Here is a 23,820-nt window from a genome sequence, read left to right on the forward strand (position 1 = left end):
CCGGGTGCTGCGTGTTTTGCGTGAGTGTCGTGGCCAGGCGGTGTTTATTCCGCCAGCAGCGAGATATCCGCCACGCGGTTGAACAGTGCGGCCAACCTTGCCAGCAGCGCGATACGGTTCGCACGCACCGCCAGATCATCGGCCATCACCATCACGCCATCGAAGAAGGCATCCACCGGCGCACGCAGCGACGCGAGCTGGGTCAGCGCGCCGGCGAAGTCGTGGGCGGCGAACTTGGCGTCCACCGCCGGTGCCAGCGCTTCCACCGCCGCGAACAGCGCACGCTCGGCGTCCTCGGCAAACAGCGCCGGGTTCACCGCGGCGATGTCGCCTTCGGTCTTCTTCAGGATGTTCTTCACGCGCTTGTTGGCTGCGGCCAACGTGGCCGCTTCCGGCAATGCCTTGAACTGCGCGACGGCGGCCAGGATGGCGCCCACTTCGTTCAGCTGCGTCGGCGCCAGCGCCAGCACGGCGTCGATCTCGTCGCCCTTGTAGTCGTTGGCGAGGTAGTTCTTCAGCCGTTCCAGGCAGAAGGCGTACACCTCGTCCACCACCGTGGCGGACAAGAGGCCGGCCGGGAAGGCGTCGGCGGCGGAGCTGATCAGCGCCTTCAGGTCCAGCGGCTGCTCCAGCACCATGCGCAGTACGCCCAGCGCGGCACGACGCAGCGCGAACGGGTCCTTGTCGCCGGTCGGGATCAGACCGATGCCCCAGATGCCGACGATGGTTTCCAGCTTGTCGGCCAGTGCCACCGCGGTGGCGATGGCGCCCTGCGGCAGGCTGTCACCGGCAAAGCGCGGGTGGTAGTGGCCTTCGATGGCGTCGGCGACCACGTCGTCCTCGCCGTCCAGGCGCGCGTAGTAGCGACCCATGATGCCCTGCAGTTCCGGGAACTCGCCGACCATGTCGGACACCAGGTCGGCCTTGGCCAGATAAGCGGCGCGGCCGGCCAGCGAGCTGTCGGCGCCGAGCTTGCCGGCGATGGCGGCAGCGATGCTGGACAGGCGGGTGATGCGTTCCAGCTGGTTGCCGATCTTGTTGTGGTACACCACGTGTTCCAGCCGCGGCAGGCGGCTGTCCAGGCGGTGCTTCTGGTCCTGTTCGTAGAAGAACTTGGCATCGGACAGGCGCGCGCGCAGCACGCGCTCGTTGCCGCCGATGATGTAGCGCGGGTCGGCGGCTTCCAGGTTGGACACCAGCAGGAAGCGGTTGATCAGCTTGCCCTGCGCGTCCAGCAGCGGGAAGTACTTCTGGTTCTGCTGCATGGTCAGGATCAGGCATTCCTGCGGCACGTGCAGAAACTCGGCCTCGAAGCCGGCTTCCAGCACCACCGGCCACTCCACCAGCGCGGTCACTTCATCGAACAGCGCTTCCGGGGCGGCGATGGTGGCGCCCAGCTTGGCGGCTGACTCGGCCAGTTTGTGTCCCACCAGCTCGCGGCGGGCGGTAAAGCTGGCAATTACCTTGCCCTGTTCCGCCAGGGTGCGGGCGTAGGCATCGGCGTTGGCGATGCTGACATCACCTTCGGACAGGAAACGGTGGCCACGGGTGACGTTGCGGCTCTTGAGGCCCAGCACTTCGCCATCGATCAGCGCGTCGCCATGCAACATCACCAGGCCGTGCACCGGGCGCACGAACTGCACGTCCAGATCGCCCCAGCGCATCAGTTTGGGCGCCGGCAGCTTTCTCAGCGCAGTGGCGACGATGCCGGACAGCACCGCGGACAGGCTCTCGCCGGCCTTGGTGGATTCGTAGGCAAACACATCCTGCTTGCCGTCGTGCACGGTGCTGAGCTGGCTCACTTCCACGCCGCAGGAGCGGGCGAAGCCGGCCAGTGCCGGCGACGGCTGGCCGTCCTTCATGCCGGCGGCAACCGCCGGGCCGCGACGCACGATGTGCTGGTCCGGCTGGATGGCGGCCACGGCCGGAATCTGCACCGCCAGGCGGCGCGGGCTGGCATACACGTTGGCCGCAACGTCGGCGGCCACGAACTGCAGCTTTTTCAGTTCGTCGCTAATGGTATCGGCAAAGCTGGCTGCCAGTTTTTCCAGCGCCTTGGGCGGCAGTTCTTCGGTCAGCAGTTCAATCAGCAGGGTCGCGGTTTGGGTCATGATCATTCAATTTTCAGGCGAGGAGCGTCGGGCGCCAGGCGGCAGACAATCTGCAGCATGGTGTCGGCAATGGAACCGGTTTCGACCGGGACGAAGGTCCAGTTGAAACGCTGCAGCGGAAACATCTGGGTGTAGACATGCTTGCCCTTGCTCGTCCAGTAGGAGGTATTCACAAAGGCGTACTGCCGGTTCTGGCAGTCGGCGCGGCCTTCAAGGCGGCGCACCTGGTAGCTGATACCCAGCGCGGGTTCCTGTTTCTTGTCGGCAAAACGCTCCTGGTTGACGAAACGGACAAGCCCTTCGTTCACGTTGGCAATGGCGTCCAGCTCCAGCGACAGCTCCAGCGCCTCGCTGGACTGGTAGACCTCGAACTTGCCTTGCTGCGCCGGTGGCTGTACCTGGTGCTGTAGATACCAGGTCAGCGCTGCCAGCGTCAGCAGAATGACGAAGATGGTTGCCCACGTCTTCATGCAATCAGGCTTTCTTGCACATCGGGAAGCCCAGCGCTTCGCGGGCGTTGTAGTACGCCTGCGCCACGCCACGCGCCAGATTGCGGATGCGGCCGATGTAGGCGGCGCGCTCGGTCACCGAGATGGCGCCGTGGGCATCCAGCAGGTTGAAGGTGTGGCCGGCCTTGAGGATCAGCTCGTAACACGGCAGCGGCAGGCCGGCATCCAGCATGCGCTTGGCTTCGCCTTCGAACTGCTCGAACTGCTTGAACAGCAGCTCGACATTGCTTTCCTCGAACGCGTACTTGGACTGCTCGTACTCGTTCTGGAAGAACACGTCGCGGTAGGTCACGGCCGTGCCGTCCGGCAGGTAGGTCCACACCAGGTCGTACACGTTTTCGATGTCCTGCAGGTACATCGCCAGGCGTTCCAGACCATAGGTGATCTCGCCCAGCACCGGCTTGCAATCCAGGCCGCCGACCTGCTGGAAATAGGTGAACTGCGTCACTTCCATGCCGTTCAGCCAGACTTCCCAGCCCAGGCCCCAGGCGCCCAGCGTCGGGTTTTCCCAGTCGTCTTCCACGAAGCGGATGTCGTGCATGGTCGGATCGATACCCAGCTCTTTCAGCGAGCCCAGGTACAGTTCCTGGATATTCGGTGGCGACGGTTTCAGCACTACCTGGAACTGGTGATGCTGGAACAGGCGGTTGGGGTTCTCGCCGTAGCGGCCGTCTTTCGGGCGGCGGCTAGGCTGCACATAGGCGGCGTGCCACGGCTCCGGGCCGAGCGCGCGCAGAAAGGTTGCGGTATGCGAGGTGCCTGCGCCCACTTCGGTATCGTACGGCTGGAGCAAGGCGCAGCCCTGACGGTTCCAGTAGTGCTGCAGGGTAAGGATGATTTCCTGAAAAGTGAGCATGTGGCAAACGGAATGGATTGGGAAACAAAAAGGGATTCTAACCGTTTACGCAAGGCCGGGAAAACCGTTTGCAGTTGGCCGCCCATGCATGGCGGCGCCTTGCCGCGCTACTGACATTTAAGACACAGCCGGCAGAACTTATTGTCATGCTCAAGGCATGGCGTTACCACCGGCTGGCACAGCGTGCTAAAGTGCTGCGCTTCTGGAGATGTTAGCCGCCGATGAATCCGACCCAGACCATCCTTGTCGTCGATGACGCCGAGATCAATCTGCACCTGCTGCAAGGACTGCTGCAGCCGGATTATCGCGTGCTGACCGCCGACAACGGCACCGCCGCGCTGCAGCTGGCGCTGGAGCAGCAGCCGGACCTGGTGCTGCTGGACGTGATCCTGCCCGGGATGGATGGCTACGCCGTACTGCAACGGCTGCAGGCCGACGCCCGCACCAAGCATATCCCGGTAATCTTCGTCACCGCGCTCAGCAGTGCCGAGGACGAGGCCCGCGGCCTGGAGTTCGGCGCCGTCGACTACATCACCAAGCCGCTCAACCCCATCATCGTCAAGGCGCGGGTCGCCACCCACCTGAAGCTGGAGCGCCAGCGCCGCATGCTGGAGGCACTGGCCAATATCGACGGTCTGACCGAACTGCCCAACCGCCGCCAGCTGGACAAGGTATTCCTCACCGAGTGGGAGCACGCCGTGCGCGGCGGCAGCGAGCTGTCCGTGGCCGTCATCGATGTCGATTGCTTCAAGCAGTACAACGACCTGTGCGGCCATGCCCGCGGCGACTGGGTACTGCGCCAGGTGGCGCGCACCATCTCCGCCAGCCTGCTGCGCAGCACCGACTTCGCCGCCCGCTACGGCGGCGAGGAGTTCGTGGTGGTGCTGCCGGCCACTCCGGCCGATGGCGCCTGGCTGCTGATGGATACCCTGCGCCGCAATATCGAGCGCCTGGCCATCCCGCACCCCGGCTCCGATGTGTCCGATTTCGTCACCATCAGCGTCGGCGTGGCCGGCTGTCGCCCGCTGCCACAGCAGCAGGCGGCGCTGCTGCTGCAGAAAGCCGACCAGCGGCTGTATCACGCCAAGCGCAGCGGCCGTAACTGCGTGGTGGGCGATGGCCTGCACAGCAGCTTCAACAGCAGCGCGGTGTTCAGCCCGGATCTGCCGCTGGACTTCCCCGGCCTGTAACCCATAAAAAAAGCCCGCGGTTGCGGGCTTTGTTGTCTGCGGCCAACGTTGGCCGCATGGCGCGTTACTGCCAGTCCAGAATCACCTTGCCGCTCTGGCCGGACAGCATGGCGGCAAAGCCGGCTTCGAAATCATCGACCTTGAAGTGGTGGGTGATGATCGGGCTGATGTCCAGACCGGACTGGATCAGCGCCACCATCTTGTACCAGGTCTCGAACATCTCGCGGCCGTAGATCCCCTTGATTTCCAGGCCCTTGAAGATCACCTGGTTCCAGTCGATGGCGGTATTAGCCGGCGGAATGCCCAGCAGTGCCAGCTTGCCGCCGTGGTTCATCACTTCCAGCATCTGGCGGAAGGCGTGCGGGTTGCCGGACATTTCCAGGCCCACGTCGAAACCCTCGGTCATGTGCAGTTCCTGCATGACCGCCTTCAGATCCTGCTTGGCCACGTTCACCGCGCGGGTGGCGCCCATCTTCTGCGCCAGCTCCAGCCGGTAGTCGTTGACGTCGGTGATCACCACATGGCGTGCGCCGACATGTTTGGCGATGGCTACCGCCATGATGCCGATCGGGCCGGCGCCGGTGATCAGCACATCCTCGCCCACCAGGTTGAACGACAGCGCAGTGTGCACGGCGTTACCGAACGGGTCGAAGATGGACGCCAGATCGTCGGAGATGTCATCCGGAATCGGGAAGGCGTTGAAGGCCGGAATCACCAGGTATTCGGCAAACGAGCCTTCGCGGTTAACGCCCACGCCGGTGGTGTTGCGGCACAGGTGACGGCGGCCGGCACGACAGTTGCGACAGTGGCCGCAGGTGATGTGGCCTTCGCCGGACACGCGCTGACCGATCGTGAAGCCCTGCACTTCCGAGCCCATGCCGGCCACCACGCCGACGTATTCGTGGCCGACGTGCATCGGCACCGGGATGGTCTTCTGCGCCCAGTCGTCCCAGTTCCAGATATGGATGTCGGTGCCGCAGATCGCGGTTTTGCGGATCTTGATCAGCAGATCGTTGTGGCCGACTTCCGGCATCGCAACGTCGGTCATGGACAGACCGGGAGCGGCCTGCAGTTTGGCAAGTGCTTTCATTGTTTGCTTGTCCTTTGCTTTGCCACGAAAACGCGTGGCACCGCTGGCAGTCTGGCCCGCCGCCGCCCGTCAGTATGCCGGGTGCAATGGCGGATGGCAGCAGACACTGGCGATGTCATGCCATGCCGGCGACGCAGCGTGCGTTGCGTGGCAAAAAAATCACGTCAGATCACGCCCAGCTCGCGGCCAACCTTGATGAAGGCGGCCACGGTGCGCTCTACCTGTTGCAGGGTGTGGCCGGCGGACATCTGCGTGCGGATGCGCGCCTTGCCCTTGGGCACCACCGGGTAGGAGAAACCGATCACGTACACGCCTTCGGCCAGCAGCGCCGCCGCCATTTCGCCAGCCAGTCGCGCATCGCCCAGCATCACCGGCACGATGGGATGCTGCCCCGGCACCAGGCTGAAACCGGCGGCGCTCATGCCCTGGCGGAACGCCTCGGCATTGCGCTTGAGGTTGGCACGCAGCTCGGCGCCTTCGGCACTACCCAGGATCTGCAGCACCTTCAGGCTGGCGGCAGCGATGGCCGGTGCCAGGGTGTTGGAGAACAGATACGGGCGCGAACGCTGGCGCAGCAGGTCGACAATCGGCTGCCGTGCCGCCACGTAGCCGCCGGAAGCGCCGCCCAGCGCCTTGCCCAGCGTGCCGGTGTAGATGTCGACGCGGTCACTGACGCCGCAAAGCTCCGGGGTGCCGGCGCCGGTTTCGCCGATGAAGCCCACCGCGTGCGAGTCGTCCACCATCACCAGCGCACTGTAACGGTCGGCCAGCTCGCAGATAGCTTTCAGGTCGGCGATGATGCCGTCCATGGAGAACACGCCGTCGGTAACGATCAGCTTGAAGCGCGCGCCGGCCGCCTCGGCTGCCTGCAGCTGGGCCTCCAGGTCGGCCATGTCGTTGTTCTGGTAACGGAAGCGCTTGGCCTTGCACAGCCGCACGCCGTCGATGATGGAGGCGTGGTTGAGCGCATCGGAGATCACCGCGTCTTCCTCGCCCAGCAGGGTTTCGAACACGCCGCCATTGGCATCGAAACAGCTGGAATAGAGGATGGTGTCGTCGGTGCCGAGGAAACCGGAAATGGCCGCCTCCAGATCCTTGTGCACCTGCTGGGTGCCGCAGATGAAGCGCACCGAGGCGCAACCGTAGCCGTAGTCGTCCATGCCCTGCTTGGCGGCATCGATCAGGCGCTGGTCGTCGGCCAGGCCCAGGTAGTTGTTGGCGCAGAAGTTCAGCACGTGCTGGCCGCCGGCCAGGTTGATATCGGCGCGCTGCGGCGAGGCAATCACCCGCTCCGGTTTCTCGTAACCTTCGGCGCGGATCTGCGCCAGCGTGGCTTGCAGGTGAGCAAGGTAGGTATGGTTCATCCTGGTTTCCTTGGGTCGGTGCCCGCCGCCGGATCGCGGCAGCCATGGCAATACTGTCACCATTGTAGACCCCGGCATTTTGCTCGTTCAGATACAGTTGCCGACGATTTTGCGCCTGCCGGTGTTACCGTTGTCTTACAGCATAGCCGTTGCGGCATGCGACAATACGCCATCGCTACCGTTTGCCCGATCGTGAAAACCAGCCCGCCGCCCCTGCACTGCCGCTTCTGCCGCCACTACTACATCAGCCACGATGTGCGCTTTCCCTATGGCTGCCGTGCCATGGATTTCAAGAGCAAGCGCCTGCCGCTGCAGGAGGTGCGCGAGGCCACCGGCCGTGACTGCCAGACCTTTGCGCCGAAACCGCCGCGCTGAGCGCAACGTTGGCCGCATGGCAAACAAGCGGCCCGGATAATGCAAAACCCCCGCATGGCGGGGGTTGGCGCTACAGCGCGGCAGGGATGGCGGGGGACGACGGCCTGGGCACCTTGTGCGCATGCACGATGTGCTTGTGCGGGTGCTTGTGATGCACAGGCTTGGCCGCCAGCGGCCGCTGCAGCGTGCTCGCCACCACAATGTTGACCGGCGGTGGCTCGCTGGCAAAACCACCGGCGGCAGACAGCCCGCACAGGGCCGCCACCACGGTGAGAACAAGCCTGTTCATCGCCTACGGCTTACTTGGCGGCGGAAGCCGCTTTTTTCATGCCGGCCTTGTGGTGCTTGGCGGCATGCTTCTTGTGCAGCACTTTCTTGTGCATGGCTTTGGCCGGCGCCTTCTGCACCACGGCAGGCTTGGCGGCGGCGGCGGCCGGCTTGGCGGCATCGGCAGCAAAGCCGGCCATGGAGGTCAGGCCCAGTACGGCGGCAACGGTCAGTGCGGTCAGTTTTTTCATGATGGCAACTCCAGAGAATTCGATTCAGCTGACCGGGCCGCATACCGTGGCCCGGTGGCAAGATGCGTCCGGCTTACTTGGCGGCGGAAGCGGCTTTTTTCATGGCAACCTTGTGATGCTTGGCGGCATGCTTCTTGTGCAGCACTTTCTTGTGCATGGCTTTGGCCGGTGCCTTCTGTACCACGGCCGGCTTGGCCGCAGCAGCGGCCGGCTTGGCGGCATCGGCGGCAAAACCTGCCATGGAAGTCAGGCCCAGTACGGCAGCGACGGTCAGTGCGGTCAGTTTTTTCATGATGCTCACTCCTGTGATATGCGATGTGAAGTCCGGGGGTCACCCATGCGACTTACCCTTGACGTCATCCTATGCCGCCGCCCGGCCAAGGTATGTAAGGCAGCTGTTACCGCATGTTGGCCGCCACGCGCTACCGTTACCCGGCGTTACATGGCAGGCCGAATCGACGCCGCTCCGCCCGCCCAGGTAACCGCACGTAATGACCGCACCAAAAAACATGCGGCCAACCCCGCTACAGGGTTGGCCGCAGGTGTTACCGCGCTTGCGCTCAGCGCTTGAGCAGGCGGGCCACGTCCATGGCGAAGTAGGTAAGGATGCCGTCGGCACCGGCACGCTTGAACGCCAGCAGGCTTTCCAGCATGCACTTCTCTTCGTCCAGCCAGCCGTTCTGGAACGCCGCCTTCAGCATCGCGTACTCGCCGGAGACCTGGTAGGCGTAGGTCGGCACCTTGAAGTGGTCTTTGACGCGGCGGATCACGTCCAGGTAGGGCATGCCCGGCTTGATCATCACCATGTCGGCGCCTTCTTCCAGGTCCATCGCCACTTCGTACAGCGCTTCGTCCAGGTTGGCCGGGTCCATCTGGTAGGTGTATTTGTCGGCCTTGCCCAGATTGGCCGCCGAGCCGACCGCATCGCGGAACGGGCCATAGAAGGCGGATGCGTACTTGGCGCTGTAGGCCAGAATCTTGGTGTGGATAAAGCCTTCGTCTTCCAGCGCGCTACGGATGGCGCCGATGCGGCCGTCCATCATGTCGGACGGGCCGAGCACGTCCACCCCGGCGGCGGCGTGGCACAGGCCCTGCTGCACCAAGATTTCGGTGGTTTCGTCGTTCAGCACGTAGCCGCTGTCGTCCAGGATTCCGTCCTGGCCGTGCACGGTGTACGGGTCCAGCGCCAGGTCGGTCATGATGCCCAGTTCGGGGAAGCGGGTTTTCAGCTCGCGCACCACGGTCGGCACCAGACCGTCCGGGTTGAAGGCTTCCTCACCGGAATTGTCCTTGCCGGTTTCGATTACCGGGAACAGCGACAGCATCGGAATGCCCAGCTGCAGCGCTTCTTCCGCGGTGTACAGCAGCTTGTCCAGGCTCTGGCGCACCACGCCCGGCATCGATGTCACCGCTTGCTCGCGCCCCTGCCCTTCCAGCACGAACACCGGGTAGATCAGATCGTTACAGGTCAGCACGTTTTCGCGCATCAGGCGGCGGGAAAAATCATCACGACGCATGCGGCGCATACGGGTCGCGGGGAAATAGCGATTGGTGAACATGGGCAGGTCTTTCGGCAGGATGAGGATGAAAAACGGCTAGCAAGATAGCAAAGGCAGACAGCGGCGCCCAGCCTTGGTTCACGCTTTCTTGTTGCGGCGCAAGGTTGGCCGCCACGCCGAATGGCGCCGGTTACGGCTGCTTCGCCGGCCGGTCATCGTCTTCGTCGTCGTCCTGCTTGTCGGTGGCGTAGGTGCCGGGAATCACGCCCGGCGGCAGCTTGATCGGTCCCTGTTTTTTGGACAGCCGGGCCAGCGTGCCGACAACGGTGACGATGGGGCCGATGATCAACAGTACCCAGAACCAGGTGGAATGCAGCAAATCCATGTCTTTGCCTGAATGAGCAACGCCGGGCGGCCCGGCGTCGAAAGGTTGTGTGGATGGGCTAAGGCTAGCACAGCTGGCCCGCGCCGGCGGCCGCGGCGGCATGCGGCCAACCTTAGCGGCGCGCAAACGACATCGCGCCGCCTGCCAGGCAGGACGGCGCGATGTTGGCCACACGCGGTGCGGCTTAGCCGAAGAAGTCCTTCAGCTTGTCCATGAACGACTTGGTACGCGGGCTGTGGGTGGCGACATCGCCCTGGCTGATGGCCTCGAACTCGCGCAGCAGCTCTTTCTGCCGCTCGGTCAGCGCCACCGGGGTTTCCACCACCACGTGGCACATCAGATCGCCGTAGTCGCTGCCACGCACCGACTTCACGCCCTTGCCGCGCACGCGGTAGACGCGGCCGGATTGGGTTTCCGCCGCGATTTTCACCTTCACCATGCCGTCCAGGGTCGGGATTTCCACCTCGCCGCCCAGCGCCGCGGTGGCGAAGCTGATCGGCATTTCGCAATGCAGATCGCGGCCGTCACGCTCGAACACGCTGTGCTTCTTGATGTGGGTGACCACGAACAGGTCGCCGGCCGGGCCGCCGTTCTGCCCCGGTTCGCCCTCGCCCGCCAGGCGGATGCGGTCGCCCTCGTCCACGCCGGCCGGAATCTTCACGTTCAGCGTCTTGTGGGTCTTCACCTGGCCGGCGCCGTGGCACTTGTGGCACGGGTCGGTGATTTCCTTGCCGCTGCCGTGGCAGGTCGGGCAGGTCTGCTGGATGGAGAAGAACCCCTGGCTCATGCGTACCTGGCCGTGGCCGCCGCAGGTGCGGCAGGTCTTGGGCTGGGTACCCGGCTTGGCGCCAGTGCCGTGGCACACGTCGCAGTTTTCGTGCGACGGAATGCGGATCTGCTTCTCGCAGCCGCGCGCCGCGTCTTCCAGCGAGATTTCCATGTTGTAGCGCAGATCGGAGCCGCGATACACATTGGAACGACCGCCGCCGCCACGCTGACCACCGCCGAAGATGTCGCTGAAAATGTCGCCGAAATCGAAGCCGCCGAAACCGGCGCCGCCACCCCCCATGCCAGCCTGCGGGTCGACCCCGGCGTGGCCATACTGGTCATAGGCTGCGCGTTTCTGGCTGTCGGACAGGATCTCGTAGGCTTCCTTCACCTCCTTGAACTTGTCCTCGGCTTCCTTGCTGTCCGGATTGCGGTCCGGGTGGTACTTCATCGCCAGCTTGCGATAAGCCTTCTTGATGTCGTCGTCCGAGGCATCGCGATTAACGCCCAATGCCTCGTAGAAATCCTTCTTCGCCATGCTGTCTCACCATTGTGCCAACCGTGAAAGGTTGGCCGCCTATCAAGGAAAAGGCACAGCGCCCCGAAGGGCCTGTGCCTTGACGCGATTGAGGAAGCTTACTTCTTCACTTCTTCGAATTCGGCGTCGACTACGTTGCCGTCGTCTTTTTTGTCGTCGGCCGGCTGGGCCTCGGCAGCGGCGTCACCGCCCTTGTCGGCGTACATGTGCTCGGCCAGCTTGTGCGAGGCGGTCATCAGTGCCTGTACCTTGGCATCGATGGCTTCCTTGTCGTCGCCCTTGATCACTTCTTCGGCTTCCTGCAGCGCGGTTTCGATCGCAGCCTTCTCGTCGGCGGAAATCTTGTCGCCAAACTCGACCAGCGATTTCTTCACACTGTGGATCAGGCCTTCACCCTGATTGCGGGCCTGCACCAGTTCGTGCAGCTTCTTGTCTTCTTCCGCGTTCAGCTCGGCGTCACGCACCATCTGCTGGATTTCCGCTTCGGACAGACCGGAGGAGGCCTGAATGGTGATGTTGGCCTGCTTGCCGGAAGCCTTGTCCTTGGCGGACACGTGCAGGATGCCGTTGGCGTCGATGTTGAATTCAACTTCGATCTGCGGCACACCGCGCGCGGCCGGCGGGATGTCACCCAGATTGAACTGACCCAGCGACTTGTTGGCCGCAGCCTTTTCACGCTCGCCCTGCAGCACGTGGATGGTTACCGCGGTCTGGTTGTCATCGGCAGTAGAGAAAGTCTGCGATGCCTTGGTCGGGATGGTGGTGTTCTTCTGGATCAGCTTGGTCATCACGCCACCCAGGGTTTCGATACCCAGCGACAGCGGAGTCACGTCCAGCAGCAGCACGTCCTTGCGATCACCGGACAGTACCGAACCCTGGATCGCGGCACCCACGGCCACGGCTTCGTCCGGGTTCACGTCACGGCGCGGTTCCTTGCCGAAGAAGGCCTTCACCGCTTCCTGTACTTTCGGCATGCGGGTCTGACCGCCAACCAGGATCACGTCGGTGATGTCGGCCAGCGATACGCCAGCGTCTTTCAGCGCCACTTTGCACGGCTCGATGGAGCGCTGTACCAGGTCGTCGACCAGGCTTTCGAACTTGGCGCGGGTGATCTTCATCGCCAGGTGTTTCGGGCCGGTGGCGTCCATGGTGATGTACGGCAGGTTCACTTCGGTCTGGGTAGCGGACGACAGCTCGATCTTGGCCTTTTCCGCGGCTTCCTTCAGGCGCTGCAGGGCCATCACGTCGTTCTTCAGATCAACGCCCTGGTCCTTCTTGAACTCAGTCACAATGTAATCGATCACGCGCTGGTCGAAGTCTTCGCCGCCGAGGAAGGTGTCGCCGTTGGTGGACAGCACTTCGAACTGGTGCTCGCCGTCAACGTCGGCGATTTCGATGATCGATACGTCGAAGGTACCGCCGCCCAGATCGTACACCGCGATCTTGCGGTCACCTTCCTGCTTGGCCAGGCCAAAGGCCAGCGCGGCAGCGGTCGGTTCGTTGATGATTCGCTTCACGTCCAGACCGGCGATGCGGCCGGCGTCCTTGGTGGCCTGACGCTGGCTGTCGTTGAAGTAGGCCGGCACGGTAATGACCGCTTCGGTCACTTCTTCGCCCAGGTAGTCTTCGGCGGCCTTTTTCATCTTGCGCAGTACTTCGGCAGAGATTTGCGGCGGCGCCATTTCCTTGTCGCGCACCTGTACCCAGGCGTCGCCGTTACCGGCTTTCTTGATCTGGAAAGGCATCAGGTCGATGTCTTTCTGTACTTCCTTGTCTTCGAAGCGGCGGCCGATCAGGCGCTTTACCGCGTACAGGGTGTTCTTCGGGTTGGTTACCGCCTGGCGCTTGGCCGGTGCGCCCACCAGGATCTCGCCGTCTTCCATGTAAGCGATGATGGACGGGGTGGTGCGTGCGCCTTCGGCGTTTTCGATTACTTTCGGGTTGCCGCCTTCTACCACTGCCACGCAGGAGTTGGTGGTGCCCAGGTCAATACCGATGATTTTGCCCATGTTCGATCTTCCTATGCTTGTAACTGGATTCAGGCGCCGCGATGTTGGCCGCAGCCGCCGGTTGAGTTGTCAGATATTGGCTATCGCCACAATTTCAAGAGGGACTTGTACCACGCTGGCCTTCAGGCCTTGGATTTAGCCACCACCACCATCGCCGGACGCAGGATGCGGTCGGTAATCAGGTACCCCTTCTGCATCACACGCAGCACGGTACCGGCCTCGGCATCGGATTCTTCCTGGCTGATGGCCTGGTGCTTGTGCGGGTCCAGCTTCTCGCCCACCGGGTTGATCTCGCTGATCTGACCTTTTTCGAACGCGGCCACCAGCTGCTTCAGCGTCAGGTCGACACCGAATTTGAGGTTTTCGAACTGGCCGGACTGGTCCAGAACCGCCATTTCCAGGCTGTCCTTCACTGCCAGCAGTTCGGAGGCGAACTTCTGGATAGCAAACTTTTGTGCGTTGACTACATCTTCCGCCGCACGGCGACGCATGTTTTCGGTTTCGGCCTTGGCGCGCAGACACTGGTCTTTCCATTCCGCCACTTCGGCCTCCAGCGCAGCGATGCGTTGTTCCGGCGTCTGCTCCACCGCGGCGGCAGCTTCTGCCAGCGCAGCATCAGTTTGTGTAAGCACTTCTTCTGCTTGGGGATTCTGGTTTTCCTGCATGGCGCTTCCATTTGAGTGAAGTCATAAACACCTTCGCCATATAAGGCCATCGGCGGACTTTTCAAGCCCTGGCCCCACAGCTTGCCGCGGTGCGTTTATTTACCTTTTTTTTCGCATTGCACAAAAAGTGTCATACGAAAATATTCGTTTCTGCGCATGCGTGTTAGCTTTTGAAAACAAAGGATTTTTTTTGTGCTGCAGTGCACACAAGGCAATTTTTTTGTGATTAAATGATTTCACAACAGCGCTACTGCACGGCCCGCCAGCCCCCTTATCCGGGGCGGTTTCCGGCAGTGAAACCAGCTACCAAAACAGGCTGGTGCTAACGCAAAAACGCCGGCAAGACCGGCAGGCAACAAGAGAACTGGGAGCGCCGGTCATCCGGCAAAACGCAACTATCAAGTGAAGGGTTCATCACCATGACGACTCGTGAACAACGCATCGCCGCCATCCAAAAAGACTGGGACGAAAATCCGCGCTGGAAAGGCATCAAGCGTGGCTATACTGCCGCTGACGTAGAGCGCCTGCGCGGCTCCGTACAAGTGGAGCACACCCTGGCACGCAATGCAGCCAACAAGCTGTGGCATCTGGTGAACACTGAGCCGTACATCAACTGTCTGGGCGCCCTGACCGGCGGCCAGGCCATGCAGCAGGTCAAGGCCGGCATCAAGGCCATCTACCTGTCCGGCTGGCAGGTTGCTGCTGACAACAACGAATACGCCGCCATGTACCCGGACCAGTCGCTGTATCCGGTGGACTCGGTACCGAAGGTAGTGGAGCGCATCAACAACGCCTTCACCCGCGCCGATGAAATCCAGCACTCCAAGGGTATCGAGCAGGGCAACGCCGGTTATGTCGACTACTACGCCCCGATCGTGGCCGATGCCGAAGCCGGTTTCGGCGGTGTACTGAACGCCTACGAGCTGATGAAGGCGATGATCCGCGCCGGCGCCGGTGGCGTGCACTTCGAAGACCAGCTGGCTTCGGTGAAAAAATGCGGCCACATGGGTGGCAAGGTGCTGGTACCGACCCAGGAAGCCGTGCAGAAGCTGATCGCCGCTCGTATGGCTGCCGACGTTTACGGCGTACCGACCCTGGTAATCGCCCGTACCGACGCCGAAGCCGCCGACCTGCTGACTTCCGATTACGACGAAAACGACAAGCCGTTCCTGACCGGTGAACGCACTGCCGAAGGCTTTTACAAGACCAAGAAGGGTCTGGAACAAGCCATCAGCCGCGCCGTGGCCTACGCCGAATACGCCGACCTGGTATGGTGCGAAACCGGCACCCCGGATCTGGAGTTCGCCCGCAAGTTCGCCGAAGCAGTACATGCCAAGCATCCGGGCAAACTGCTGGCCTACAACTGCTCGCCTTCCTTCAACTGGAAGAAGAACCTGGACGATGCCACCATCGCCAAGTTCCAGCGCGAACTGGGCGCCATGGGCTACAAGTACCAGTTCATCACCCTGGCTGGCATCCACAACATGTGGTATAACATGTTCGATCTGGCACAAGATTACGTGGCTCGCGGCATGTCTGCCTACGTTGAGAAGGTGCAGGAACCGGAATTCGCCGCCCGCGATCGTGGCTACACCTTCGTGTCGCACCAGCAGGAAGTGGGCACCGGCTACTTCGACGACGTTACCACCGTGATCCAGGGCGGCAAGTCCTCGGTTACCGCGCTGACTGGTTCTACCGAAGAAGAGCAGTTCCACTAAGCTTTTCGACATCAAACGGCGACTCGACCCCGCCGTCTGCGTCAAAAGCAAAACCCCCGTCGCCAGACGGGGGTTTTGTCTTTCCGGCATGCGGCCAAGGTTGGCCGCAAGCATCACGCAGTACGCAGGGCGGGTTGAACCAGCGGTTCATACCCGCGTGAACCGCCAACCACGCGCGGCGATGGTCTGCGGCTAACCTGTCCTGCAGCTGCCGATACGGCCAACACATAGCGAATTCAGCACCCGCCTCAACACCCGCCAAAGAAAATGCCGTCCACCTTCATAAGGTGAACGGCATTACGCCTCGCAAGCGGGAGATGCCTTTTGCGGCCAACCCTGCAATGCAAAGGTTGGCCGCATCGCACATCAGGCCTTGTGCAGGTGCGAACGCTGGCGCGAGTAGCCGAAGTACACCACCAGGCCGATCAGCAGCCAGGCCACGAAGCAGATCCAGGTCAGGCTGGACAGCTGCGCCATCAGGAACACGCAGAACAGGATCGCCAGCGCCGGCACGTACGGTACGCCCGGGCAGTGGAATTTGCGCGGCAGGTTCGGTTCGCGCTTGCGCAGCACAATGATGGCGGCGGCGATCAGGCTGAAGGCGGCCAGGGTGCCGATATTCACCAGCTCGGCCAGGGTGCCCAGCGGCACGAAACCGGCGATCAGCGCGATGATGCAGCCGATCAGCCAGGTCGCCTTGTACGGCGTGCCGTATTTCGGGTGCACTTCGGAGAACACCTTGGGCAGCAGGCCGTCGCGCGACATAGCGAACAGGATGCGGGTCTGGCCGTAGGTCATCACCAGGATCACTGTCAGCATGCCGAGGATGGCGCCTAGGTCGACGAAACCGGCGAACCAATCCAGCTTGGCCACTTGCAGCGCCAGCGACACCGGATGGTCAATACCCTTGAACTGCATGAACGGCACGATGCCGGTCATGATGGCGGACACGATCACGTACAGCAGCGAGCAGATCGCCAGCGACCAGATCACCCCTTTTGGAATGTCCTTCTCCGGGTTTTTCACCTCTTCCGCCGCGCAGGTTACCGCGTCGAAGCCGAGGAAGCTGAAGAACACGATGGCGGCGCCCTGGAACACCCCGCTCATGCCGTACGGCAGCGCCGGGTTCCAGTTGGCCGGTTTCACGTGCCATACCGCAATGCCGATGAACAGCAGCACCACCGCCACCTTGATCAGCACCACGACATTGTTCACCTTCTTCGATTCCTTGATGCCGAACGCCAACAAGGCGGTAATCAGCATCGCCACCACAAAGGCCGGCAGGTTGAATACGGTGTCGACACCGGGACGGGCGCCGGCGGCGGCGGTCAGCGCATCCGGCAGATGGATGCCAAAGCCGGACAGCAGACTCTGGAAGTAGCCGGACCAGCCCACCGATACCGCCGACGAGGCCAGCAGGTATTCCAGCATCAGGTCCCAGCCGATCATCCAGGCAATGATCTCGCCCAGCGTGGCGTAAGCGTAGGTGTAGGTGGAGCCGGATACCGGCAGCATGGAGGCAAATTCGGCGTAGCACAGCGCGGCAAAGCCGCAGGCGATGGCGCCAATGATGAAGGACAGCACCAGACCGGGGCCGGCCACGGTGGCACCGGTGCCGGTGAGCACGAAAATACCGGTGCCGATGATGGCGCCGATACCCAGCATGGTGAGGTCAAAGGCGGAAAGCTCCTTGCGCAGCACGCCCGCGCCCTGCGACGCGGCCAGCATCTGGCGCACGTCCTTCTTGCGTAACAAACTCATTGTCTGGTCCCTTTTCGCCGGCAACGCCGGCGCTCGTGGAGCCGGGTACCGGGTGTTGTTGTGATGTATGGCGAGGCGCTGGTCAGACGCAACGCGCAGGGGCGCGAATATGCCGCATCACAACAGGGGATTCAAGCCGACATCAACAATAGTATTTTGTATCCATACTGCAATCTGCAGAAATATGGGCTAAATCTACTAGCCGCAGCCCATCCGGCTGTTATATCGCGCCACGATATGCCAAATCGCGGCAGATCACTGCAAATATGCTTGCCATGCCGATGGCGGCCGCCGTAGCACGGCAGGCACGCGGCATGAGCCGAGGCAGGCCAACCCGGACTATCACCCAAAAAGTAAAAGATGTTGTCGGTTTTTGCCTATTTTTCTGCCACCTGGCTAACGCTAAACTGGCACGCTGATAACGAGAGTGCGCGCTAGCGTGCCACGGTCGGCCAGCGGCCGGACCGACAACCAAGGAGAGACCATGGCACTGCAATTGCCGCCGGGAGTGGACATCCTCGCGCCGGTGAGACCCGCGCACCAGACGCTGCTGAGCAGCGAGGCGCTGGCCTTCATCGCCATGCTGCACCGCCAGTTCGAGCCGCGCCGCCGCGAATTGCTGGCGCTGCGCCAGCACCGCCAGGCCGAGCTGGATGCCGGCAAGCTGCCGGACTTCCTGCCGGAAACCGCTGCCATCCGTCAAAGCGAGTGGCAGATCGCCCCGCTGCCCGCCGAGCTGCTGGACCGCCGGGTGGAAATCACCGGTCCGGCCGAGCGCAAGATGATGATCAACGCGCTGAACTCCGGCGCCAGCTGCTTCATGGCCGATTTCGAGGATGCGCTAAGCCCCGGCTGGCGCAACATCCTGCATGGTCACCAGAACATGTGCGATGCCTGGCGCGGCAACATCAGCTACCACAGCCCGGACGGGCGTCACTACCAGCTGAGCGGCAAGCCGGCCACGCTGATGCTGCGTCCGCGCGGCTGGCACCTGGCGGAAAAACACCTGCGCATCGACGGCCAGCCGGTCTCCGCCGCGCTGTTCGACTTCGGGCTCAGCTTCTTCCACAACGCCGCGCTGCTGCATGGCCACGGCCGCCATATCTACTACTATCTGCCCAAGCTGGAAAACCACCTGGAAGCTCGGCTGTGGAACGATATCTTCCTGACGGCGCAGCAGGCACTGGCGCTGCCGGTGGGCAGCATCCGCGCCACGGTACTGATCGAGCACCTGTTGGCCGCCTTCGAGATGGACGAGATCCTGTACGAGCTGCGCGCGCACAGCGCAGGACTGAATGCCGGACGCTGGGATTACCTGTTCAGCTGTATCAAGAGCTTCCGCCAGGTGCGGCATTTCTGCCTGGCCGACCGCGAGCAGATCAGCATGACGGTGCCGTTCATGCGCTCCTACGCGCTGCTACTGCTCAAGACCTGCCACCGCCGTGGCGCGCCGGCGATCGGCGGCATGTCGGCGCTGACGCCGATCAAGCACGATGTGGCGGCCAACGAGCGTGCGCTGGCGGCGATTCGCGCCGACAAGGAACGCGAGGCGCGCGACGGCTACGATGGCAGCTGGGTGGCGCACCCGGCGCTGGTGCCGCTGGCGTTCGAGGCGTTCCGCAGCGTGGCCGGCGACGCGCCCAATCAGCTGGCACGCCAGCGCGAACACGTGGTGATCACCGCCGCCGACCTGCTGAATTTCCAGCCGGAAACCCCGATCACCGAGCAGGGGCTGCGCAACAATATCAGCGTCGGCCTGCAGTACCTCGGCGCCTGGCTCAGCGGTAACGGCTGCGTGCCGATTCACAACCAGCTGGAAGAGGCCGCCACCGCCGAGATCGCCCGCGCCCAGCTGTGGCAGTGGCTGCACAGCCCCAAGGGCGTACTGGACGATAGCCGCAAGGTCAGCCAGTCGCTGCTGCGCGACCTGGCTACCGACGAGATCAACCGGCTGCAGGCCGAATACGGCAGCCGCTGGAGCCGGCATTTCGAAGACGCCGCGCAGCTGTTCGACCTGCTGATCACCAGCGAGGAATTCATCGACTTCTTCACCCTGCCCGGCTACGAATACCTGGATTGAGGCCGGTGGCCCAGCAGGCAGAGCCACCCGCACGCGGCCATCCATTCAGCTGTACTGGCAGCACTACATAATTCGCCAGCATCCACCCGCCAGCGCAAGCCAGGCTGGCGGGATTTTTCCGTCGCGCACCAATGATGGGCACATCGCACCAAATGAATACAATATTTGAAATATTATTGCTTTGCACAATCTGAAACCACGGCGGCTTTGGAATATGATTGCGCGGTCTTTGCACTGCACCATTCCAAAGGAATTACCATGTCCGCCGTTTCCCGCCGCACCCTGCTGGCGCTGGCCGTTGCCGCCAGCCTGTCCCCATTTGCCCTGGCTGCCGAGCAGAAATCGGTGGCGGTTACCGCCATCGTTGACCACCCGGCACTGGATGCCGCGCGCAAGGGTATCGAGGACGAGTTGAAAGCCGCCGGTTTCGAACCGGGCAAGCAGCTGAAATACCAATTCCAGAGCGCACAGGGCAACCCGGCCACCGCCGCGCAGATCGCGCGCAAATTTGTCGGCGATGCGCCTGACGTGATCGTGGCCATCGCCACCCCCAGCGCCCAGGCCGTGGTTGCCGCCACCCGCTCCATCCCGGTGGTATTCACCGCAGTGACCGACCCGGTAGCCGCCAAACTGGTACCGGGCTGGAGCGCTAGCAAGACCAACGTTACCGGCGTGTCCGACAAGCTGGCACTGGCACCGCAGATCGACCTGATCGGCAAGGTGAAGCCGGGCGCCAAGCGCGTGGGCATGGTGTACAGCCCGGGCGAAGTGAACTCGGTGGTGGTGGCCAAGGAGCTGAAAGCCGAGCTGGCCAAGCGCGGCATGAGCCTGGTGGAAGCGCCGGCGCCGCGTACCGTGGACGTGGCCCCGGCCGCCAAGAGCCTGATCGGCAAGGTCGATGCCATCTACACCACCACCGACAACAACGTGGTGTCCACCTATGAATCGCTGGTGGCGGTGGCACAGCAGGCCAAGCTGCCGCTGGTGGCCGCCGATACCGACTCGGTGAAGCGTGGCGCCATCGCCGCGCTGGGCCAGAACTACTACGACATCGGCCGCCAAACCGGCAAGCTGGTGGTGCGCATCCTGAAAGGCGAAAAAGCCGGCAGCATCGCGCCGCAACTGGGCGAAAAGCTGTCGCTGTCGCTGAACCCGGCCGCAGCGCAAAAGCAGGGCATCACTCTTAGCCCGGCACTGTTGAAAGACGCTAAGGAAACCGTGAAGTAAATCCTGGCATGGTTGGCCGCACACCCCTGCGGCCAACCTGTTTTCCACCGCGCAGCCACGAGCTGCGCGCTGTCATTTTCTGCGAGTAATACCATGACCCTGATTGCCCTGATGGGGGCGCTGGAAATCGGCCTGATCTTTGCGCTGGTGGCGCTGGGCGTGCTGATTTCCTTCCGCATTCTGGACTTCCCCGACCTGACCGCCGACGGCAGCTTTCCGCTGGGCGGCGCAGTAGCCGCCACCCTGATCGCCGGTGGCCACGACCCGTGGCTGGCCTGTGGCGTAGCCACGCTGGCCGGCGCCGCCGCCGGTCTCACCACCGCCTGGCTCAACGTGCGGCTGAGCATCCTGCAGCTGCTGGCCTCCATCCTGGTGATGATCGCGCTGTACTCCATCAACCTGCGCATCATGGGGGCGCCGAACATGCCGCTGATCGGCAGCCCGACGGTGTTCAGCCCGCTGATCGGCGACAATTTCGATATCGCCTGGCAGGTACAGCCGGCGATGTTGGCCGCGGTGATCGTGATCGCCAAGCTGGCGCTGGACGTGTTCTTTGCCTCGCAGACCGGGCTGGCGATGCGCGCCACCGGCGCCAATGCCCGCATGGCGCGGGCACAGGGCATCGCTACCGAGCGCATGGTGCTGGCCGGCATGGCGCTGTCCAATGCGCTGATCGCGCTGGCTGGTGCGCTGTACGTGCAGACCCAGGGGGGCGCCGACGTGTCGATGGGCGTGGGCACCATCGTGGTGGGGCTGGCGGCGGTGATCATCGGCGAAACGCTGCTGCCGTCGCGCACGCTGTGGGTGATCACCCTGGCCACCGTGCTGGGTGCACTGCTATACCGCCTGCTGATCGCGCTGGCGCTGAACGCCGACTTCATCGGCCTGCAGGCGCAGGACCTGAACCTGATCACCGCTCTGCTGGTGGGCTTTGCGCTGGTACTGCCGAAACTGAAAGCCAAGATGGCCCGCAAGGCCGGAGGAACCCGCTGATGCTGCGCGCCGACAACCTGTTCAAGACCTTCAACCCGGGCACCCCGATCGAAAACCCGGTGCTGCGCGGCCTGTCGCTGCAGATCGACAGCGGCCAGTTCGTCACCGTGATCGGTAGCAACGGCGCCGGCAAGTCCACCTTTCTCAATGCGCTGGCCGGCGATGTGATCGTCGATAGCGGCAGCCTGGCCATCGATGGTCAGGACGTCACCCGCACCCCGGGTTGGCAACGCGCCGGCCTGGTGGCACGCGTATTCCAGGACCCGATGGCCGGCACCTGCGAGAACCTCAGCATCGAGGAGAACATGGCGCTGGCCTACTACCGCGGCAAGAAGCGCGGCTTTGGCGCCTCGCTGAACCGCCAGCTGCGCGAACTGTTCCGCGACAAGCTGGCCACGCTGCAACTGGGGCTGGAAAACCGCCTGCCGGACCGCATGGGCCTGCTGTCCGGCGGCCAACGTCAGGCGGTAAGCCTGCTGATGGCCAGCCTGCAGCCGTCGCGCATCCTGCTGCTGGATGAGCACACCGCGGCGCTGGACCCGAAAACCGCCGCCTTCGTGCTGGAACTGACCGACCGCATCGTGCAGGAGAACAAACTCACCGCGCTGATGGTCACCCACTCCATGCGCCAGGCGCTGGATCACGGCCATCGCACCGTGATGCTGCACCAGGGCCGCGTGGTGCTGGACGTGGCCGGCGACGAGCGCAGCCGCATGCAGGTGACCGACCTGCTGGCGATGTTCGAGAAGACCCGCGGCGAAGCCATCGACGACGACGCGCTGCTGCTGGGCTGAGCCTCCCCGCAGCAACACACAGGGTCGCGCAATGCGGCCCTGATTGTTTGCGGCCAACGTTGCCGTCGCGGCGCCCTGTCCGGTGCGCGATAGGCAAGCCACCACCAAGCAGGTAATCTGCATCTATCGAAATCCCCGGTCGTCCGCATGCTGCTGCTTGACCCCTTTACGCTGTATTTCCTGCTGATGGCCACCCTGCTGTTGCTATCGCTACTGCTACTGTTGATCGGGCATATCTACCGGCAGGAGCGTTCGCTGCGGCTGTGGGGACTAAGCGGGCTGCTGGGCGTCGGCGGCGTGCTGCTGCTGATGGCGCGCGATGTGCTGTCGCCGTGGCTGGGAGTGGTTGCGGCCAACTCGCTGCTGTTCTGCAGCCTGGCCGGCACCTGGCTGGGCATCGCCGAATTCCAGCAGCGCCCGCTGCCCTGGCGGCTGGCCGGCCTGCTGTGCGGCGGCTGCAGCCTGCTGTGGGTGCTGCTGCTGTTCCACGGCGATACCGGGCTGCGCGCGCTGCTGTACGGCCCGATCTACCTGCTGTTTGCCGGCTTGGCGCTGCACGAGCTGTTCCGCCAGCCGCAACACTGGCAGCGCGGCAGCTACCGGCTGGTGGGCGCCATCATCCTGCTACTGATGCTGAGCTACACTTACCGCACCTACTTTATGCTGCAACACCCGGTGCACAACCCGCTGCACAATACCGGCCTGCCGCTGCAGCAGCTGCTGGCCAGCCTGCTGGAGTTCGCCAAGACGCTGGGCCTGCTGTACCTGGTATTCGAACGCATGCAGCAGCGGCTGCAACAGCTGGCGATGCAGGACGCGTTGACCGGGTTGCACAACCGCCGCGCCTTCGAGCAGCAGGCGACGGCCGCCTTGCAGCACGATGGCCACCACCGCCATGCGCTGCTGGTAATGGACCTGGACCTGTTCAAGCGCATCAATGACGGCCATGGCCACCAGGCCGGTGATGCTGCATTGCAACACTTTGCCGGTCTGTTGGCCGCGCAGCTGCCCGCCGGCAGTATCAGCGGTCGCCTGGGCGGCGAGGAGTTCGTGGCGCTGCTGCGCGACACCAGCAGCAGCCAGGCCTGGCAGGTGGCGGAGGCGATCCGCAGCCAGCTGGCCGCCAACTGGATCGGCCTGCCGGACAAGCCGGTGTTTCAGGTCACCACCAGCATCGGGCTGGCCATGCGCCAACATGGGCAGCAGACGTTGGCCGCGCTCTACCATGACGCAGACATGGCGCTGTATGATGCCAAGCAGCGCGGTCGCAATCAGGTCTGCAGCAGCCAACCGCTCGTTGCGGTGCCGGCACTGGCGTGAACCTGTTGCCCCGCACCGCAGTCTGACAGCGCTCAACCATCCCCGGGAGC

At 63.3% G+C, this 23,820-nt stretch carries 22 protein-coding genes; 8 read left to right on the forward strand and 14 right to left on the reverse strand.

Features of this window, described 5'->3' with window-relative positions:
• Positions 1-44: 44 nt before the first annotated feature.
• The 3 genes from glyS to glyQ are packed head-to-tail and all read right to left on the reverse strand — an operon-like array spanning position 45 to position 3,476.
• Positions 45-2,111, reverse strand: coding sequence for a glycine--tRNA ligase subunit beta (gene glyS / locus ABNW52_RS15090; protein WP_349589505.1), 2,067 nt, complete (start codon positions 2,109-2,111; stop codon positions 45-47).
• 2 nt (positions 2,112-2,113) lie between these two features.
• Positions 2,114-2,581, reverse strand: a complete 468-nt coding sequence (locus tag ABNW52_RS15095; protein ID WP_349589508.1) for a surface-adhesin E family protein — start codon at positions 2,579-2,581, stop codon at positions 2,114-2,116.
• 4 nt (positions 2,582-2,585) lie between these two features.
• The gene (gene glyQ, locus ABNW52_RS15100; RefSeq protein ID WP_349589510.1) at positions 2,586-3,476 is read right to left on the reverse strand and encodes a glycine--tRNA ligase subunit alpha; all 891 of its coding nucleotides are present in this window, start codon (positions 3,474-3,476) and stop codon (positions 2,586-2,588) included.
• Positions 3,477-3,697: 221 nt separating this feature from the next.
• On the opposite strand from glyQ, the gene ABNW52_RS15105 reads away from it, so the two are divergent.
• Positions 3,698-4,666, forward strand: coding sequence for a diguanylate cyclase (locus tag ABNW52_RS15105; RefSeq protein ID WP_349589512.1), 969 nt, complete (start codon positions 3,698-3,700; stop codon positions 4,664-4,666).
• 64 nt (positions 4,667-4,730) lie between these two features.
• On the opposite strand, the gene tdh is transcribed toward ABNW52_RS15105, so the two are convergent.
• Together tdh and ABNW52_RS15115 are read right to left on the reverse strand one after the other, a co-directional pair.
• Positions 4,731-5,756, reverse strand: coding sequence for an L-threonine 3-dehydrogenase (gene tdh / locus ABNW52_RS15110; protein WP_349589515.1), 1,026 nt, complete (start codon positions 5,754-5,756; stop codon positions 4,731-4,733).
• Positions 5,757-5,920: 164 nt separating this feature from the next.
• On the reverse strand, positions 5,921-7,120 hold the full coding sequence (locus ABNW52_RS15115; protein WP_349589517.1) for a glycine C-acetyltransferase: 1,200 nt from the start codon (positions 7,118-7,120) through the stop codon (positions 5,921-5,923).
• 156 nt (positions 7,121-7,276) lie between these two features.
• Here ABNW52_RS15115 and ABNW52_RS15120 point away from each other — a divergent pair, with 156 nt between their 5' ends.
• A complete protein-coding gene (locus ABNW52_RS15120; RefSeq protein ID WP_349589519.1) occupies positions 7,277-7,495 on the forward strand; it encodes a hypothetical protein in 219 nt (72 codons plus the stop codon).
• A 70-nt stretch (positions 7,496-7,565) separates the two neighbouring features.
• On the opposite strand, the gene ABNW52_RS15125 is transcribed toward ABNW52_RS15120, so the two are convergent.
• From ABNW52_RS15125 to grpE, 8 genes are all read right to left on the reverse strand, one after another.
• On the reverse strand, positions 7,566-7,784 hold the full coding sequence (locus ABNW52_RS15125) for a hypothetical protein (RefSeq protein ID WP_349589522.1): 219 nt from the start codon (positions 7,782-7,784) through the stop codon (positions 7,566-7,568).
• Between the two features lie 10 nt (positions 7,785-7,794).
• Positions 7,795-8,013 carry a hypothetical protein gene (locus ABNW52_RS15130; RefSeq protein WP_349589524.1) on the reverse strand — a complete coding sequence of 73 codons (219 nt, stop codon included), beginning with the start codon at positions 8,011-8,013 and terminating at the stop codon, positions 7,795-7,797.
• A 73-nt stretch (positions 8,014-8,086) separates the two neighbouring features.
• Complete coding sequence (locus tag ABNW52_RS15135) at positions 8,087-8,305, reverse strand: hypothetical protein (protein ID WP_349589526.1); 219 nt, start codon at positions 8,303-8,305, stop codon at positions 8,087-8,089.
• A gap of 268 nt (positions 8,306-8,573) precedes the next feature.
• Positions 8,574-9,572 carry a porphobilinogen synthase gene (gene hemB, locus ABNW52_RS15140; RefSeq protein WP_349589529.1) on the reverse strand — a complete coding sequence of 333 codons (999 nt, stop codon included), beginning with the start codon at positions 9,570-9,572 and terminating at the stop codon, positions 8,574-8,576.
• 130 nt (positions 9,573-9,702) lie between these two features.
• Positions 9,703-9,897, reverse strand: coding sequence for a hypothetical protein (locus tag ABNW52_RS15145; protein ID WP_349589531.1), 195 nt, complete (start codon positions 9,895-9,897; stop codon positions 9,703-9,705).
• 184 nt (positions 9,898-10,081) lie between these two features.
• Complete coding sequence (dnaJ, locus tag ABNW52_RS15150; protein WP_349589533.1) at positions 10,082-11,203, reverse strand: molecular chaperone DnaJ; 1,122 nt, start codon at positions 11,201-11,203, stop codon at positions 10,082-10,084.
• 98 nt (positions 11,204-11,301) lie between these two features.
• A complete protein-coding gene (gene dnaK, locus ABNW52_RS15155; RefSeq protein WP_349589536.1) occupies positions 11,302-13,212 on the reverse strand; it encodes a molecular chaperone DnaK in 1,911 nt (636 codons plus the stop codon).
• 122 nt (positions 13,213-13,334) lie between these two features.
• Positions 13,335-13,877 carry a nucleotide exchange factor GrpE gene (gene grpE, locus ABNW52_RS15160; protein WP_349589539.1) on the reverse strand — a complete coding sequence of 181 codons (543 nt, stop codon included), beginning with the start codon at positions 13,875-13,877 and terminating at the stop codon, positions 13,335-13,337.
• Positions 13,878-14,296: 419 nt separating this feature from the next.
• On the opposite strand from grpE, the gene aceA reads away from it, so the two are divergent.
• Entirely contained in the window at positions 14,297-15,595 is a 1,299-nt protein-coding gene (gene aceA / locus ABNW52_RS15165; RefSeq protein ID WP_349589542.1) for an isocitrate lyase, read from the forward strand.
• A gap of 366 nt (positions 15,596-15,961) precedes the next feature.
• Here the strand turns inward: aceA and ABNW52_RS15170 are convergent, their stop codons facing one another.
• Complete coding sequence (locus ABNW52_RS15170; RefSeq protein WP_349589543.1) at positions 15,962-17,356, reverse strand: amino acid permease; 1,395 nt, start codon at positions 17,354-17,356, stop codon at positions 15,962-15,964.
• Positions 17,357-17,840: 484 nt separating this feature from the next.
• On the opposite strand from ABNW52_RS15170, the gene aceB reads away from it, so the two are divergent.
• The 5 genes from aceB (at position 17,841) to ABNW52_RS15195 (ending at position 23,770) form a co-directional block, all read left to right on the forward strand.
• On the forward strand, positions 17,841-19,436 hold the full coding sequence (aceB, locus tag ABNW52_RS15175) for a malate synthase A (RefSeq protein WP_349589545.1): 1,596 nt from the start codon (positions 17,841-17,843) through the stop codon (positions 19,434-19,436).
• Positions 19,437-19,694: 258 nt separating this feature from the next.
• On the forward strand, positions 19,695-20,663 hold the full coding sequence (locus tag ABNW52_RS15180) for an ABC transporter substrate-binding protein (RefSeq protein WP_349589548.1): 969 nt from the start codon (positions 19,695-19,697) through the stop codon (positions 20,661-20,663).
• Between the two features lie 93 nt (positions 20,664-20,756).
• Positions 20,757-21,656 (forward strand): ABC transporter permease, encoded by a 900-nt coding sequence (locus ABNW52_RS15185; protein WP_349589550.1) that lies wholly within the window; start codon positions 20,757-20,759, stop codon positions 21,654-21,656.
• Positions 21,656-22,450: an ABC transporter ATP-binding protein gene (locus tag ABNW52_RS15190; protein ID WP_349589553.1), complete on the forward strand. Its 795-nt coding sequence runs from the start codon at positions 21,656-21,658 to the stop codon at positions 22,448-22,450. The genes ABNW52_RS15185 and ABNW52_RS15190 overlap by 1 nt, the downstream gene beginning before the upstream one ends.
• Positions 22,451-22,597: 147 nt before the next feature.
• Complete coding sequence (locus tag ABNW52_RS15195; RefSeq protein WP_349589556.1) at positions 22,598-23,770, forward strand: GGDEF domain-containing protein; 1,173 nt, start codon at positions 22,598-22,600, stop codon at positions 23,768-23,770.
• Positions 23,771-23,820: the final 50 nt, after the last annotated feature.

The sequence above is a fragment of the Vogesella oryzagri genome, from assembly GCF_040148885.1.
GTDB classification, from domain to species: domain Bacteria; phylum Pseudomonadota; class Gammaproteobacteria; order Burkholderiales; family Chromobacteriaceae; genus Vogesella; species Vogesella oryzagri.

Coding starts and splice junctions, on each gene's coding strand:
- glyS (WP_349589505.1), bottom strand. CDS start 2,111: ATGACCCAAACCGCGACCCTGCTGATTGAACTGCTGACCGAAGAACTG.
- ABNW52_RS15095 (WP_349589508.1), bottom strand. CDS start 2,581: ATGAAGACGTGGGCAACCATCTTCGTCATTCTGCTGACGCTGGCAGCG.
- glyQ (WP_349589510.1), bottom strand. CDS start 3,476: ATGCTCACTTTTCAGGAAATCATCCTTACCCTGCAGCACTACTGGAAC.
- ABNW52_RS15105 (WP_349589512.1), top strand. CDS start 3,698: ATGAATCCGACCCAGACCATCCTTGTCGTCGATGACGCCGAGATCAAT.
- tdh (WP_349589515.1), bottom strand. CDS start 5,756: ATGAAAGCACTTGCCAAACTGCAGGCCGCTCCCGGTCTGTCCATGACC.
- ABNW52_RS15115 (WP_349589517.1), bottom strand. CDS start 7,120: ATGAACCATACCTACCTTGCTCACCTGCAAGCCACGCTGGCGCAGATC.
- ABNW52_RS15120 (WP_349589519.1), top strand. CDS start 7,277: ATGCGACAATACGCCATCGCTACCGTTTGCCCGATCGTGAAAACCAGC.
- ABNW52_RS15125 (WP_349589522.1), bottom strand. CDS start 7,784: ATGAACAGGCTTGTTCTCACCGTGGTGGCGGCCCTGTGCGGGCTGTCT.
- ABNW52_RS15130 (WP_349589524.1), bottom strand. CDS start 8,013: ATGAAAAAACTGACCGCACTGACCGTTGCCGCCGTACTGGGCCTGACC.
- ABNW52_RS15135 (WP_349589526.1), bottom strand. CDS start 8,305: ATGAAAAAACTGACCGCACTGACCGTCGCTGCCGTACTGGGCCTGACT.
- hemB (WP_349589529.1), bottom strand. CDS start 9,572: ATGTTCACCAATCGCTATTTCCCCGCGACCCGTATGCGCCGCATGCGT.
- ABNW52_RS15145 (WP_349589531.1), bottom strand. CDS start 9,897: ATGGATTTGCTGCATTCCACCTGGTTCTGGGTACTGTTGATCATCGGC.
- dnaJ (WP_349589533.1), bottom strand. CDS start 11,203: ATGGCGAAGAAGGATTTCTACGAGGCATTGGGCGTTAATCGCGATGCC.
- dnaK (WP_349589536.1), bottom strand. CDS start 13,212: ATGGGCAAAATCATCGGTATTGACCTGGGCACCACCAACTCCTGCGTG.
- grpE (WP_349589539.1), bottom strand. CDS start 13,877: ATGCAGGAAAACCAGAATCCCCAAGCAGAAGAAGTGCTTACACAAACT.
- aceA (WP_349589542.1), top strand. CDS start 14,297: ATGACGACTCGTGAACAACGCATCGCCGCCATCCAAAAAGACTGGGAC.
- ABNW52_RS15170 (WP_349589543.1), bottom strand. CDS start 17,356: ATGAGTTTGTTACGCAAGAAGGACGTGCGCCAGATGCTGGCCGCGTCG.
- aceB (WP_349589545.1), top strand. CDS start 17,841: ATGGCACTGCAATTGCCGCCGGGAGTGGACATCCTCGCGCCGGTGAGA.
- ABNW52_RS15180 (WP_349589548.1), top strand. CDS start 19,695: ATGTCCGCCGTTTCCCGCCGCACCCTGCTGGCGCTGGCCGTTGCCGCC.
- ABNW52_RS15185 (WP_349589550.1), top strand. CDS start 20,757: ATGACCCTGATTGCCCTGATGGGGGCGCTGGAAATCGGCCTGATCTTT.
- ABNW52_RS15190 (WP_349589553.1), top strand. CDS start 21,656: ATGCTGCGCGCCGACAACCTGTTCAAGACCTTCAACCCGGGCACCCCG.
- ABNW52_RS15195 (WP_349589556.1), top strand. CDS start 22,598: ATGCTGCTGCTTGACCCCTTTACGCTGTATTTCCTGCTGATGGCCACC.